Genomic DNA, 12,987 nt, shown 5'->3' with positions numbered 1-12,987 from the left:
TTTCAGGTATTGCATGTTGCAAGGAAAAAAGGAGAGTGTAATATGATAGAGAGACAAGCAAAAATATCAAGAAAAAGTAAAGAGACTAATATTGATTTAAGTATAAATTTAGATGGCTCTGGAAATTATGATGGAGATACAGGCATAGGTTTTTTTGATCATATGTTATGTCTTTTTGCAAAACATGGACTTTTAGATTTATCTGTTAAAGCAGTAGGGGATTTACTTGTAGATTCTCATCATACAATTGAAGATGTAGGAATAGTACTCGGTAGTGCTATCAAAGAGGCGTTAAAGGGGAAAGAGGGAATTAAAAGGTATGGAACAAGCTTTGTACCTATGGATGAAGCCTTGGCGACAGTGTCTGTGGATCTCAGTGGAAGATCTTACCTTGTATTTGATGCAACCTTTACTGTTGACAAAATTGGAAGTTTTGATACAGAAATGGTGGAGGAATTTTTTAGAGCTGTTGCAGCAAATGGTGGAATAACGCTTCATGCAAGAGTTATATATGGAAAAAACAATCATCATATGGTGGAGGCATTGTTTAAAGCTTTAGGAAAAGCGTTAAATGAAGCTTTAACCTATGACCCTAGGATAAAAGGAGTTTTATCTACAAAAGGATCTTTATAAGGAGGACAACTATGATAGCAATAGTGGATTATGGTGTTGGAAATTTGAATAGTGTTCAAAATGCGCTTAAGTCAATGAATATACCGTCAATTATATCTTCAAATGCTGAGGAAATAGCAAAATGCAGAAGCATTATTGTGCCAGGTGTAGGTGCCTTTCCGGATGCAATGAAGAATATGCACGAAACGGGAATAGATAAAGTAGTTAAAGCTGCAGCAAAGGAAGGAAAACCAATACTTGGCATATGTCTTGGTATGCAGCTTTTCTTTGAGGAAAGTTACGAGATTGAAAAATGCCCAGGACTTGGTTTATTAAAAGGAAACGTAAAGAAATTAGAGGGTTCTATAAAAATTCCACATATGGGATGGAATAGTTTATCTTTTGAAAATGATACTCCATTACTCGAGGGTATACCAGAAAATAAGTATGTTTATTTTGTGCATTCTTTTTATGCAGAAAATTGCGAGGAGGGTATTGTAAATGCATACTGTATGTATGAGAAAAAGATACCTGCAATTGTAAGTAAGGGTAATATATTTGGTATGCAGTTTCATCCAGAGAAAAGTGGCGATTTTGGAATGAAATTACTTAAGAACTTTGTGGAGGTAGTGAAATGAAAATATTTCCGGCAATAGATTTAAAAAATGGGAAGTGTGTTAGACTTTATCAAGGTGAATTTACTTCATCTCAAATAGTTGCAGAAGATCCGTTAAAAACAGCATTAAACTTTGCAAAGCAGGGAGCAGAGTATTTACATATGGTAGATTTAGATGGAGCCTTAAGTGGAAACATGGAAAATTTAGAAAGTGTAAATAAAATTATTAAGGATTTAAATATACCTATTCAATTAGGCGGTGGTGTACGTTCTTTAGAGACTATTGAAATGCTACTTGAAAAGGGCTTAAGTAGGGTAATACTAGGAACTGCAGCTTTAAACAATCCCTCCTTAGTCAAAAAAGCAGTAAAGAAGTTTGAAGATAAAATTGCAATTGGAATTGATGCAAGGAATGGATTTGTAGCAGTAGAAGGATGGCGGACAAGTAGTAAAATAGAGTATATAGATTTTGCAAAACAAATGGAGAGTATAGGAGTAAAAACTATTATTTACACAGATATAAGTCGTGATGGAACTTTGAGTGGGCCTAATTTTGAGGCAACAGGAAAGTTAAATGACCTGGTTACTTGTAATATTATTGCATCTGGTGGTATGAAGTGTATTGAAGATATAAAAAAACTTAAGAAGATGAATATGTATGGAGCAATTATAGGGAAAGCACTTTATAGTGGAGATATATCTCTTGAAGAAGCTATTATCCAGGGGAGGTTGTAACAGATGCTTACTAAAAGAATTATTCCCTGCCTAGATGTAACTAATGGAAGGGTAATGAAAGGAATAAACTTTGTTAATTTAACAGATGTTGGAGACCCTGTAGAAATTGCAGAGTTTTATAACGATCAGGGGGCAGATGAAATTGTCTTTCTAGATATAACTGCAACTCATGAGGGAAGAAAAACAATGATAGATGTTATAAAAAGGACTGCTGAAAAGGTGTTTATCCCTTTAACTGTAGGTGGAGGAGTTAAGAGCATAGAGGATTTTAAAGAAATTCTTAGAGCTGGAGCAGATAAAATATCTGTAAACTCTGCTGCAATTCGTAATCCGGGACTTATAACTGAGGCGGCATCAAAATATGGAAGCCAATGCGTTGTGGTTGCCATAGATGGTAAAAAGAACGAGGACAATATAGGCTGGCATGTAGTTATAAATGGTGGAAGAATAAATACAGGACTTGATGCAGTGAAGTGGGCAAAAGAGGTTGAAGATCTAGGCGCAGGTGAAATACTCTTAACAAGTATGGATGCAGATGGAACAAAACAAGGGTATGATATAGAGTTCATAAATGCAATTACGGATATTGTAAATATACCTGTAATTGCATCAGGTGGCTGTGGAAAAATAGAGGACTTTTATGATGTATTTGAGGAAAGTGGAGCAGATGCTGCACTTGCAGCTTCTTTGTTTCATTACAAAGAACTATCCATTAAAGAAGTAAAAGAGTACCTTAAAAATAAGGGCGTAGAAATAAGAATATAAAGAAATGTGGTGTTTATAATGGATGACATAAAGCAAATTCAATTTAATAATGGTTTAGTACCTGCAATTATTCAGGAAGAGTGTAGTGGAGAAGTACTGATGCTTGCATATATGAACGAGGAATCTTTTAAACTGACTATTGAAACTGGAACAACTTGGTTCTTTAGTAGATCTAGACAAAAATTATGGAATAAAGGAGAAACATCAGGACATTTTCAACATGTAAAAAACATAAGATTTGATTGCGACGGTGATACATTGCTTTTAAAAGTAGAGCAAACTGGGGCAGCTTGCCATACAGGAAACAAAAGTTGTTTTTATAGGGAAGTTAAGATCAAAGAGTAAAGGTAAATTAAAAACTATATTTGTACAATTAAAGTGATGAAATAAATATAAAAGGAGAATGGCAAAATGAGTGAAAACAACGTAGTACAAGAACTTTATAAAATTATCGAAGAGAGAAAAGAAAACCCTATAGAGGGTTCATATACTAGTTATTTATTTGAAGAAGGAATAGATAAAATTCTTAAAAAAGTAGGAGAAGAAAGTGCCGAAGTCATAATTAGCAGTAAGAATGATGACTCTAAAGAAACCGTTGGAGAGATATCTGATTTATTCTATCATACATTAGTGCTTATGGTGCTTAAGGGAATAAAGGTAGAGGATGTAGTGGTTGAGCTTGAAAAAAGACGCGGTAAAATATGTAATAAAAAACAAAAAAGAGTAGATATTGAAGGTATACACTAAGCATTTTACTTAGTGCATACACTAAGCATTTTACTTAGTGCATACACTAAGCATTTTACTTAGTGCATACACTAATATAATCTTTATAAGAGGCCGAAACTCAGTATAAAAATAATTTATTATACATAATATAATATAACACTTATTTTTATGGAGGGTATATATGTACTACAGGTGGCCACATTTTTATAATATTATGAGCATATATCAATATGAGCAGATGAACAATGAAATGATATCTAGCAATATGACGCGATCTTTTGGCAAAAGAAGTTCTTCTGAAAAAAAATTTACTACAGAAGAGGCAATATTCGTTGCTAAATATTTAAATATTAAATTTGATAAGTTTGACGTAAAACAATTTAGAGATGGGTTAGATGTTGAATTAGAGCATGGTAGTGTGGATAAATTTACCAATGTGACAAATGATGACCCTATTTTAACTGGTAAAATAGCTCTTGCTCATTTGAATGAATTTCCGGATTATTATAAAAGATTAGATAAAATGGAAGAGGAAGCAGAAAAATATTGGGGTGAGTAAACTTTAAAAAATAGAGTAAAAATCGGTAAATATAGCTGAAGATTTTAATCTTCAGCTATATTTATTTTTGATTTAAATTTGTTAAAGCTATTTGCTATGTCATTAATAATATAACTTGTTATTATTAATTATTTTATCATTTCATTGTGAAGAGGTGAGGTTCTTGTAAGTAATCCTGAACAATTCTAAGAGATTCACCAAACCTTTGATAATGAACAATTTCTCTTTCACGTAGAAATTTTAAGGGCTCTAATACATCAGGATCATCAGCCATATTTATTAGATATTCATACGTTGCCCTCGCTTTTTGTTCTGCAGCTAAATTTTCAGTAAGATCTACAATTGGATCTCCCTTTGATTGAATATACGAAGCATTAAATGGAACACCTGCAGAACTTACAGGGTATACACCTCTACCATGGTCTACATAATAGCCTGCCATACCACCTTTTTCAATTTCTTCAAGACTGGCACCTTTCATCAATTGCCTTACCATTGCGCCAACCATTTCTAAATGAGCCAATTCTTCTGTACCAATATCATTACATGTTGATATTGCTTGAGGAGTAATCATTGAAAATCGTTGACTTAGATATCTTAATGAGGCACCTAATTCACCATCTGGTCCACCATATTGAGTAATAATAATTTTTGCCATTTCAGGATTTGGATTTTTGATTTTTACTGGATACTGTAAGAACTTATCGTATGTCCACATATATTACATCCCCTTCTTTTTAAAATCGAAATTAGCATCACTTTCCCAAGGCCATGGATTATTTATCCACTGCCATGGATAAGGGCTCAAAGAATTGTGTTCAGATAACATTCCGTAATTCATCTCATAGCTTTCTTTTAATCCCTTTGATTCCATTACGTAAAAATTGTACTTTGCAATAGCCTCTTGATCCATTGGATGCGTATTAAGATATAAAGCCAAGTCTTCTTTCATAAACTCTGAAGCGACAATTAGTTTCAAAAGCTCCATTTTATTCTCCATAGGTTCTCCCCTTTTTACTTGATTGTAATGGACTGTGATTTTTGTCTTCTCCATTGTACGGACTATAAAGCTCGGGAAAAGCAGTTCCTCTTTTAAGAGCTTCTAACGGCGCAAAAAGTGTGCAAAGCTTCTGGTAAGGAACATACGCTGCAGCCAATCTGATATTTTTTATTACAGTTTCTTGTGGAATACAATTATTCATTGTCGAATATTCTGCTATCTTTTTTTTGTTTTCATTTTGTTCCAATTCAAACCTCCATGCATATTATTAACTACGTGTTATCATATTCGAGTGGTTGAGATAGTGATCATTTTATTTAAAATAATATGTAATTTACTGCTCGTGCACCAAAGAACATTTTTGTGATACCATCAAATTCAATAGTACCAAGTTTTATAAAACCATAAAATCGAGATTTGTAAAGTAGCAAAGTAATAAAATTAGAAAAATTGTAAATACTAGAGATACTAGAGATAAATACTATTAGCATAAGCTAGTTTAGTCTCTTTTTCTATGTGACATATAACTATGTTTTTTTGATGCATTATTATATTTTAGTAACTTTTCAAATCCGTAGGAACGAGAGTTTCCGAATTAACTTAAACAGCAAAGGGGATATTAATTATGCAAAGAACAAAAATGATTTTCACAATTGGCCCTGCTAGCGATAGTAAAAAGATGTTGACAAAACTCATGGATATAGGAATGAATGTTACTAGACTTAATTTTTCACATGGTACACATGAGGATCATAAAATAAAAATTGATCTTATAAAAAATCTTAGGGAGGAACTTAATAAATCCGTTGCTATAATGCTTGATATTAAAGGCCCTAAAATTAGAACTCACAATTTTAGTGGGGATAAGGTCTTAATTGATAAAGGACAGAAATTCACCTTTAGTTGTAGTAAAGAGATACTAGGAAATAAAGAGAGATGTTCTGTTTCTTATGAATCTCTTTGCCATGACCTTAAGGCGAATGGTACAATTCTTGTGGATGACGGTCTTCTTGAATTTAAAATTAATTCAATTGAAGGCACTGAAATAAATTGCACAGCTGTAAATTCTGGTTATATAGGAAATCATAAGGGGATAAATGTTCCAAACGTATCTATTGGTCTTCCTGCAGTAACTGACAAAGACAAATTAGATTTAATATTTGGATGTGAACAAGGGGTTGATATCGTAGCCGCTTCTTTCATAAGAAAAGCAGACGATGTGTTAGATGTTAGAAAGATACTTAATGCAAATGGTGGCGAATACATCCAGATAATATCAAAAATTGAAACACAAGAAGGCGTAGATAACATAGATTCTATAATAGAGGTTTCTGATGGTATTATGGTTGCTAGAGGAGATATGGGGGTTGAAATACCAATTCAAAAGGTTCCTATAGTTCAAAAAATGATAATACATAAATGTAATAAGGTTGGTAAACCTGTTATAACTGCAACCCAGATGTTAGATTCTATGATTAGAAATCCAAGACCTACTAGAGCTGAAGCTTCAGACATAGCAAATGCTATTTTTGATGGTACTGATGCAATCATGCTTAGTGGTGAAAGTGCTAATGGTGACTATCCATTGGAGGCTGCTTTAACAATGTCTAAGATAGCCATTGAAGCAGAGTCAAATATTGACTTTAGATCCGCTTTAAATGAAATAAGATATGGATCTCTTAGTAACATATCCAATGCTATAAGTCTTGCTACATGTACCACAGCAGATGAATTAAAGGTATCAGCAATAATAACAGCAACTCAAAGTGGTCATACTGCTAGAATGGTATCAAAATACAGACCAAGGTGTCCAATTATTGCTGTAACACCTAGCAAATAAGTTGCAAGGAGTCTATCCATTAGTTTTGGATTGCAGACTATTATTTCAATAAAGTTAACTTCTACAGATGAATTAATGGCGGATGCAGTGGAAAAATGCTTAAATGCAGGATATATAAAAAAAGGTGACGTTGTCATAATTGCAGCAGGGATACCTGTTGGACAGTCTGGTACTACCAATATGATGAAAATACAAGAAGTATAGGTGGAGATAATTTTGTTGCAAAGATAAAAACATCCAATATTAAAATACATATTGAATGTTTTTATTTTATTAATACCCTATATTAATAATTTATTTATTATATTAAAATATTGCTACATAAAGTAATGATGCTAATACTCCTCCAACTATTGGTGCAAATACTGGAATCCATGAATATGACCAATCAGAATCACCTTTACCAGCTATTGGTAATATTGCATGGGCAATTCTTGGTCCTAAATCTCTTGCAGGGTTAATAGCATATCCCGTTGGTCCACCTAAAGAAAGTCCTAAAGCTAAAATTAATCCGCCAACAACAAATGTTGGTATTCCATCAGCGGCTTTTACTCCACCTATACCTAAAATAACAAAAACTAATACAAATGTTCCAATTACCTCAGTTATAAAATTGGAGGAATATTTTCTTATTGCTGGTCCTGTACAAAATATTGCGAGTTTTCCTGGCTTATCATCTGTTACTTTCCAGTGTTCTAAGTATGCAAGCCATACTAGTGTAGCTCCAGCCATTGCTCCTAACATTTGAGCTATAATATAGCCAGGAACTTCAGACCATGGAAATTTCCCAACTACAGCTAAGGCTATAGTAAGTGCTGGATTAAAGTGAGCACCACTCATTGCCCCAAAAATGAATGCTGGAATCATAACTGCCATTGCCCAACCAGATGCAATTACCATCCATCCACCATTTTGAGCTTTACTTTTGTTCAATACAACGCCAGCAACTACACCGTCACCTAAAAGAATAAGTATCATAGTACCAAAAAATTCAGCTAATAATTTTGTATCCATTTTATTTTCCTCCTGATTAATAAATATTTTATCAACGGAATGTATTGATTTTACATATCAACACATTCCTTAAAGTTATCTTATTTTCCTTCCCAATCCCTTGATTTTCCAACAGCCTTATGCCAACCTTTTAGAAGTTCAACTCTATTTTCTTCTCCCATTTTTGATTGAAATGATCTAGATAGTGCCCAATTCTTTGAAATCTCTTCTTGGTCTTTCCAGTATCCAACTGCGAGGCCTGCTAAATAAGCAGCACCGAGTGCTGTTGTTTCAATAACATCTGGTCTGTCAACTTGAACATCTAATATATCTGACTGGAACTGCATTAAGAAGTCGTTAGCACATGCACCACCATCAACCTTTAAGGCTTTAAGTGTAATACCTGAATCTTCTTGCATAGCTTTTAATACATCATTTGTCTGATAAGCTATTGATTCAAGTGCGGCCCTTATAAAGTGTTCTTTCTTAGTCCCGCGAGTTAAACCGACTATTGTACCCCTTGCATATGGATCCCAGTATGGTGCACCAAGTCCAACGAATGCTGGTACCATATATACACCATCTGTACTATCGACAGCGGTAGCATATTCTTCAGAATCAGGTGAAGACTTAATCATCCTTAATTCATCTCTTAGCCATTGAATAGCAGCGCCTGCAACAAATACACTTCCTTCAAGAGCGTAGTTAACCTTACCATCAATACCATAAGCTATAGTTGTAAGTAAACCGTTGTGAGACTCAACTGCTTTTTCACCAGTGTTCATTAACAAGAAACAACCAGTACCATAAGTGTTTTTAGCAGTTCCAGCTTGGTAACAAGTTTGTCCAAACAATGCAGCTTGCTGATCTCCAGCTGCGCCAGCTATTGCTATTGGAGACCCGAATATGGAATTATCTGTATATCCATAGCAATAGCTTGATGGTTTAACATCTGCAAGCATTGATTTAGGTATATCTAAAGTGGTAAGTATTTCGTCGTCCCATTTTAATTCGTGAATGTTGTATAGCATTGTTCTAGAGGCATTTGTATAATCAGTTACATGTACCTTTCCATTGGTTAATTTCCATATTAACCATGAATCAATAGTACCAAATAATAAATTACCTTTTTCAGCATCTTCGCGAGCACCAGCAACATTATCAAGTATCCATTTCACTTTTGTTCCAGAAAAATAAGCATCAAGTATGAGTCCGGTTTTATCTCGTACTATTTTATCAAAACCTACAGCTTTTAAATCATCACACATACCAGCTGTTCTTCTGCACTGCCAAACAATTGCATTGTATACAGGAATTCCAGTGTTTTTATTCCAAACCACGGTAGTTTCTCTTTGGTTAGTGATACCAATCGCCGAAATATCATGTGCTGTTGCACCAATCTTGGCCATAGCTTCTTGCGTTACACCTAATTGAGTTGCCCATATTTCCATAGGGTCATGCTCAACCCAACCTGGCTTAGGATATATTTGAGTGAATTCCTTTTGAGCTACACTTGCAATTAACCCATCTTTGTTAAATAAAATGCATCTTGAACTTGTTGTTCCTTGGTCTAGTGCAATAACATACTGAGCCATAATTTCTACACTCCTCATAGTTTTTATTAGTAACCGTTTACTTGATTTTTATAAAAACACGATATTAAATTGAATAATATCGTGAATTCTTCTTGATCAGATTGTTCCAAATCAAAATTAGTATATTGATTTGCAATTACTATTATACCACGTTAACATTCTTGGTAGCTATAATATTTACTCCTGTGTTAAGTACATTTTTAAGTATCACATCACCTATAGAAATAGGGGCTTTTACTACAACGTCTTTTAATTCTTTAACACAGGCATAGATTAGTTTTTTTGGTATATCTTGCTCAGTTTTTACAGGACACACTGCAGAATCTCCACCAGAAACTAAAACAGATGAAGTAACGACTCTAGTTGGATTGGTACATTCTTTCTTGCCATAGTTCTCACCAATTTTACAACTGTTTCCGGATACACTTATAACTTCTTTGCCATTAAGTTCTACTACGAGAGCACAACCTATTGGACAGCCTATGCACGTCAATTCCCTTGTACTCATAATTTACTACTCCTTTTCAACTTTAATAGTAATTTTCTTGCAGTCATTATATTTATCAAAGATTGCTTTAGTTAGCTTTATACTTTCCATTTCACCTGGTGTAAGTATCTTTTTCTTTAAATGCATTTCGCGAACGTCATCGAAGTAAACAGAAATATAAGCAGCTTTATGAACTTCCCCGACTCTAAACCTAACATCTATTCCATTACCAATGTTTTCTGGATTGATAGTGCTTGGTACAGTATACCTAACTCCAGCTGTTGCAAATACATCAATAATTTTTCCAGCGTGATAAATTCCCTTTATGCTATCTGCAGCATTTCTACCAGCAGTGTAACTTTCAGTGGTTACGTTATCTACTAAATCATGAACATGAAGAACATTACCACATGTAAATATTCCAGGGATGCTTGTCTGCATACTTTCATCTACAACAGGACCACCAGTAACTTTATTCAATGTAACATTTGCTTTCCTAGAAAGTTCATTCTCAGGAAGAAGGCCAACAGATAAAAGTAATGTATCACAAGCAATATACTCCTCAGTTCCCTTAATTGGCTTTCTGTGCTCGTCCACCTTAGCTATAGTAACACCTTCAAGTCTGTCATGACCATGTATATTTGTTATAGTAGTGCTTAATTTTAAAGGTATATCAAAATCATCTAAGCACTGTACAATATTTCTCTTAAGTCCACTTGAATGAGGCATCAATTCTACACAAGCCTTAACCTTTGCACCCTCAAGAGTCATACGTCTTGCCATTATAAGTCCGATATCTCCGGAACCAAGTATTACAACTTCTGTGCCTGGCATTAAACCTTCAACATTAACATATTTTTGAGCAGTTCCTGCGGTATATATACCTGCACATCTTGCTCCTGGTATGTTTAAGGCTCCTCTTGGTCTTTCACGACAGCCCATTGCAAGTATAATTGCTTTCGCATGAAGTTCTAAAATTCCATCTACTGTATTTACAGCGGTAACTTGCTTATTATCATTTACATCTAAAACCATTGTACTTAGCTTATACTCAATTTTAAGATCAATAACCTTATCAATAAAGCGTTGTGAATACTCAGGACCAGTAAGTTCTTCTTTAAATGTATGCAAACCAAAACCATTATGAATACATTGATTTAGAATACCACCTAATTGATTATCTCTTTCTATAATTAAAATATTGTCTATTCCTTGCTCCTTTGCAGAAACGGCAGCTGCAAGTCCTGCAGGACCTCCACCAATTATGATTAAATCATATTCTTGCATATATATTCCTCCAATTTATAAAGATTCTTTACTTTTACCAGTTAATAAGATAGAATTTCCACCTGATTTTGTAACTTCACACCTTGGTATATTAAGTTCTTTTGATAGAATGTCTACAACTCTTGTTGAACAGAAACCAGATTGACATCTACCCATTCCAGCTCTTGTACGAAGCTTAACCCCATCAAGTGTTTTTGCTCCAAGTGGTCTTCTTATAGAATCTAATATTTCACCTTCTGTTACAGTTTCACATCTACATATAACTGTTCCATATTCAGGGATTTCCTTAATTATTTCTTTTCGCTCTTCATTAGACATTTCTCTGAATTTTCTTATACCTTTTCTTATTGGGTTGAATTTCTCATTCCTTGAAGGAACTAATTTTTCATTTACCATATCCACTACCATTGTAGCAATACTTGGAGCACTGCTAAGACCTGGAGAGGCTATTGCTGCTACATTAATAAAGTTTTTAGCGTCACTCGCTTCTTCTATAATAAAATCGTCTAATTTAGTTGTCGCTCTATTACCTGAGAAAGAAGTTATAACCATATTCATAGGAAATGGCATTTCAATGCTTAATTGAGCTTTTGAAACGATATCATCAATACCCTCGCGAGTTGTATAAAGATTAGTTTTATCTTCTAAATCAACAGCATTAGGTCCAATCAAAAGGTTACCATCTACAGTAGGGGTAACTAGAACTCCTTTTCCAAGTTTAGTTGGAAGTTGAAAAATAGTCTTTTTTATTAAATCTCCTGCAGTTCTGTCGAATAAAACATATTCTCCTCGTCTTGGAACTATATCAATCTTGTTATTGCTAACCATATTATTAATTTCTCCTGAATATAAACCTGCTGCATTTATTATTAGTCTTGTTTCAATATCACCCTTATTAGTCTTTATAACATAACTACTTGGATTCTTTTCTATATTTTTCACCTCAGTTTCAAATATAAATTCAACACCGTTGCTATATGCGTTTTCAGCCATAGCTATAGTCATTTCGTACGGACAAACTATTCCACCTGTTGGAGAATCTAAGGCACCAACGCATTTCTCTGTTACATTAGGTTCCATTCCTCTAACTTGATCACCATCAAGAATAACTAAATCAGGAACCCCATTTTCTTCACCTTGCTCGAGTAAATGTTTAAGATCTACCATATTTTTTTTGTCAAAGCACAAAACCAAAGAACCATTCCTTTTAAAGGGGAAATCTAATTCCTTAGCAAGATCAGTAAACATTGCATTTCCTTTTGCGTTTAATTTTCCTTTGAGAGTGCTTGGGTTAGCATCGAACCCTCCATGAACAATCGCGCTATTTGCCTTTGTAGTACCAGAAGCAACATCACTAGATCTTTCAATTACACATGTTTTTAAATTATATTTAGATAACTCTCTTGATATTGAGCAGCCAATAACACCAGCACCAATAATAGTTACATCATACATTATTATTACCTCCTAAATGCAAATAAAAAGAGAGCCTTGATAAATAGGTATAAAATACCCATACATCAAGGCTCTCTTTTCTCCGCCCTTACTTATTTAATTACATACTAACATAATAATTAGATAAGTACAAGTGAAATTTAAACGCTTTCATAATTTTCTAATAACGGTGTAATAATATAATTTTGCTTGAATGGAAAATAAGACTGTGATAAACTGGGTATAATAAGGTATATATGAGTATAATAAAGCTATAATTGGTCTTTACAGATTAAAATAAACTTTTGGAGGAAACAATATTGGATAATCTAGAA

General features: G+C 33.9%; 15 protein-coding genes and 1 pseudogene. 8 read left to right on the top strand and 8 right to left on the bottom strand.

Annotated elements, in window-relative coordinates; all coding sequences use genetic code 11:
- The first annotated feature begins 42 nt into the window (after window positions 1-42).
- From hisB to LGK95_RS16180, 7 genes are all read left to right on the top strand, one after another.
- Entirely contained in the window at window positions 43-633 is a 591-nt protein-coding gene (gene hisB / locus LGK95_RS16210) for an imidazoleglycerol-phosphate dehydratase HisB (RefSeq protein WP_226125814.1), read from the top strand.
- Window positions 634-644: 11 nt separating this feature from the next.
- Window positions 645-1,250 carry an imidazole glycerol phosphate synthase subunit HisH gene (gene hisH / locus LGK95_RS16205; protein ID WP_226125813.1) on the top strand — a complete coding sequence of 202 codons (606 nt, stop codon included), beginning with the start codon at window positions 645-647 and terminating at the stop codon, window positions 1,248-1,250.
- Complete coding sequence (gene hisA / locus LGK95_RS16200; RefSeq protein ID WP_226125812.1) at window positions 1,247-1,963, top strand: 1-(5-phosphoribosyl)-5-[(5-phosphoribosylamino)methylideneamino]imidazole-4-carboxamide isomerase; 717 nt, start codon at window positions 1,247-1,249, stop codon at window positions 1,961-1,963. The genes hisH and hisA overlap by 4 nt, the downstream gene beginning before the upstream one ends.
- Before the next feature lie 3 nt (window positions 1,964-1,966).
- Window positions 1,967-2,728, top strand: a complete 762-nt coding sequence (hisF, locus tag LGK95_RS16195; protein WP_226125811.1) for an imidazole glycerol phosphate synthase subunit HisF — start codon at window positions 1,967-1,969, stop codon at window positions 2,726-2,728.
- A gap of 18 nt (window positions 2,729-2,746) precedes the next feature.
- Window positions 2,747-3,073, top strand: a complete 327-nt coding sequence (hisI, locus tag LGK95_RS16190; protein WP_226125810.1) for a phosphoribosyl-AMP cyclohydrolase — start codon at window positions 2,747-2,749, stop codon at window positions 3,071-3,073.
- 66 nt (window positions 3,074-3,139) lie between these two features.
- Window positions 3,140-3,475 carry a phosphoribosyl-ATP diphosphatase gene (gene hisE, locus LGK95_RS16185; protein ID WP_226125809.1) on the top strand — a complete coding sequence of 112 codons (336 nt, stop codon included), beginning with the start codon at window positions 3,140-3,142 and terminating at the stop codon, window positions 3,473-3,475.
- 163 nt (window positions 3,476-3,638) lie between these two features.
- Window positions 3,639-4,016 carry a DUF5661 family protein gene (locus LGK95_RS16180; RefSeq protein ID WP_226125808.1) on the top strand — a complete coding sequence of 126 codons (378 nt, stop codon included), beginning with the start codon at window positions 3,639-3,641 and terminating at the stop codon, window positions 4,014-4,016.
- A 136-nt stretch (window positions 4,017-4,152) separates the two neighbouring features.
- Here the strand turns inward: LGK95_RS16180 and LGK95_RS16175 are convergent, their stop codons facing one another.
- From LGK95_RS16175 to LGK95_RS16165, 3 genes are read right to left on the bottom strand one after another with little or no spacing between them, the layout of a single operon-like run.
- On the bottom strand, window positions 4,153-4,734 hold the full coding sequence (locus tag LGK95_RS16175) for a manganese catalase family protein (protein ID WP_226125807.1): 582 nt from the start codon (window positions 4,732-4,734) through the stop codon (window positions 4,153-4,155).
- A gap of 3 nt (window positions 4,735-4,737) precedes the next feature.
- Window positions 4,738-5,016: a spore coat protein CotJB gene (locus LGK95_RS16170; protein WP_226125806.1), complete on the bottom strand. Its 279-nt coding sequence runs from the start codon at window positions 5,014-5,016 to the stop codon at window positions 4,738-4,740.
- Complete coding sequence (locus LGK95_RS16165; RefSeq protein ID WP_226125805.1) at window positions 5,006-5,263, bottom strand: spore coat associated protein CotJA; 258 nt, start codon at window positions 5,261-5,263, stop codon at window positions 5,006-5,008. The genes LGK95_RS16170 and LGK95_RS16165 overlap by 11 nt, the downstream gene beginning before the upstream one ends.
- Window positions 5,264-5,641: 378 nt before the next feature.
- Here LGK95_RS16165 and pyk point away from each other — a divergent pair.
- Window positions 5,642-7,060, top strand: a pseudogene (gene pyk, locus LGK95_RS16160) (pyruvate kinase).
- Window positions 7,061-7,162: 102 nt separating this feature from the next.
- Here pyk and LGK95_RS16155 read toward each other — a convergent pair.
- The 5 genes from LGK95_RS16155 to LGK95_RS16135 form a co-directional block, all read right to left on the bottom strand.
- Window positions 7,163-7,870, bottom strand: a complete 708-nt coding sequence (locus LGK95_RS16155; protein WP_226125804.1) for an MIP/aquaporin family protein — start codon at window positions 7,868-7,870, stop codon at window positions 7,163-7,165.
- An 80-nt stretch (window positions 7,871-7,950) separates the two neighbouring features.
- A complete protein-coding gene (gene glpK, locus LGK95_RS16150; protein WP_226125803.1) occupies window positions 7,951-9,444 on the bottom strand; it encodes a glycerol kinase GlpK in 1,494 nt (497 codons plus the stop codon).
- A gap of 142 nt (window positions 9,445-9,586) precedes the next feature.
- Window positions 9,587-9,952 (bottom strand): DUF1667 domain-containing protein, encoded by a 366-nt coding sequence (locus LGK95_RS16145; RefSeq protein WP_226125802.1) that lies wholly within the window; start codon window positions 9,950-9,952, stop codon window positions 9,587-9,589.
- A 6-nt stretch (window positions 9,953-9,958) separates the two neighbouring features.
- The gene (locus LGK95_RS16140; protein ID WP_226125801.1) at window positions 9,959-11,218 is read right to left on the bottom strand and encodes an NAD(P)/FAD-dependent oxidoreductase; all 1,260 of its coding nucleotides are present in this window, start codon (window positions 11,216-11,218) and stop codon (window positions 9,959-9,961) included.
- Window positions 11,219-11,233: 15 nt separating this feature from the next.
- Complete coding sequence (locus tag LGK95_RS16135; RefSeq protein ID WP_226125800.1) at window positions 11,234-12,673, bottom strand: NAD(P)/FAD-dependent oxidoreductase; 1,440 nt, start codon at window positions 12,671-12,673, stop codon at window positions 11,234-11,236.
- Between the last annotated feature and the right edge of the window lie 314 nt (window positions 12,674-12,987).

Source organism: Clostridium algoriphilum, from assembly GCF_020443705.1.
In the GTDB taxonomy this organism is placed as follows: domain Bacteria; phylum Bacillota; class Clostridia; order Clostridiales; family Clostridiaceae; genus Clostridium_AD; species Clostridium_AD algoriphilum.
The sequence above is the reverse complement of the archived record's forward strand: the minus strand, read 5'-3'. Positions and strand labels throughout refer to the sequence as shown.

Coding starts and splice junctions, on each gene's coding strand:
- hisE (WP_226125809.1), top strand. CDS start 3,140: ATGAGTGAAAACAACGTAGTACAAGAACTTTATAAAATTATCGAAGAG.
- hisF (WP_226125811.1), top strand. CDS start 1,967: ATGCTTACTAAAAGAATTATTCCCTGCCTAGATGTAACTAATGGAAGG.
- glpK (WP_226125803.1), bottom strand. CDS start 9,444: ATGGCTCAGTATGTTATTGCACTAGACCAAGGAACAACAAGTTCAAGA.
- LGK95_RS16145 (WP_226125802.1), bottom strand. CDS start 9,952: ATGAGTACAAGGGAATTGACGTGCATAGGCTGTCCAATAGGTTGTGCT.
- LGK95_RS16170 (WP_226125806.1), bottom strand. CDS start 5,016: ATGGAGAATAAAATGGAGCTTTTGAAACTAATTGTCGCTTCAGAGTTT.
- LGK95_RS16140 (WP_226125801.1), bottom strand. CDS start 11,218: ATGCAAGAATATGATTTAATCATAATTGGTGGAGGTCCTGCAGGACTT.
- LGK95_RS16175 (WP_226125807.1), bottom strand. CDS start 4,734: ATGTGGACATACGATAAGTTCTTACAGTATCCAGTAAAAATCAAAAAT.
- LGK95_RS16155 (WP_226125804.1), bottom strand. CDS start 7,870: ATGGATACAAAATTATTAGCTGAATTTTTTGGTACTATGATACTTATT.
- hisA (WP_226125812.1), top strand. CDS start 1,247: ATGAAAATATTTCCGGCAATAGATTTAAAAAATGGGAAGTGTGTTAGA.
- hisI (WP_226125810.1), top strand. CDS start 2,747: ATGGATGACATAAAGCAAATTCAATTTAATAATGGTTTAGTACCTGCA.
- LGK95_RS16180 (WP_226125808.1), top strand. CDS start 3,639: ATGTACTACAGGTGGCCACATTTTTATAATATTATGAGCATATATCAA.
- hisH (WP_226125813.1), top strand. CDS start 645: ATGATAGCAATAGTGGATTATGGTGTTGGAAATTTGAATAGTGTTCAA.
- LGK95_RS16135 (WP_226125800.1), bottom strand. CDS start 12,673: ATGTATGATGTAACTATTATTGGTGCTGGTGTTATTGGCTGCTCAATA.
- hisB (WP_226125814.1), top strand. CDS start 43: ATGATAGAGAGACAAGCAAAAATATCAAGAAAAAGTAAAGAGACTAAT.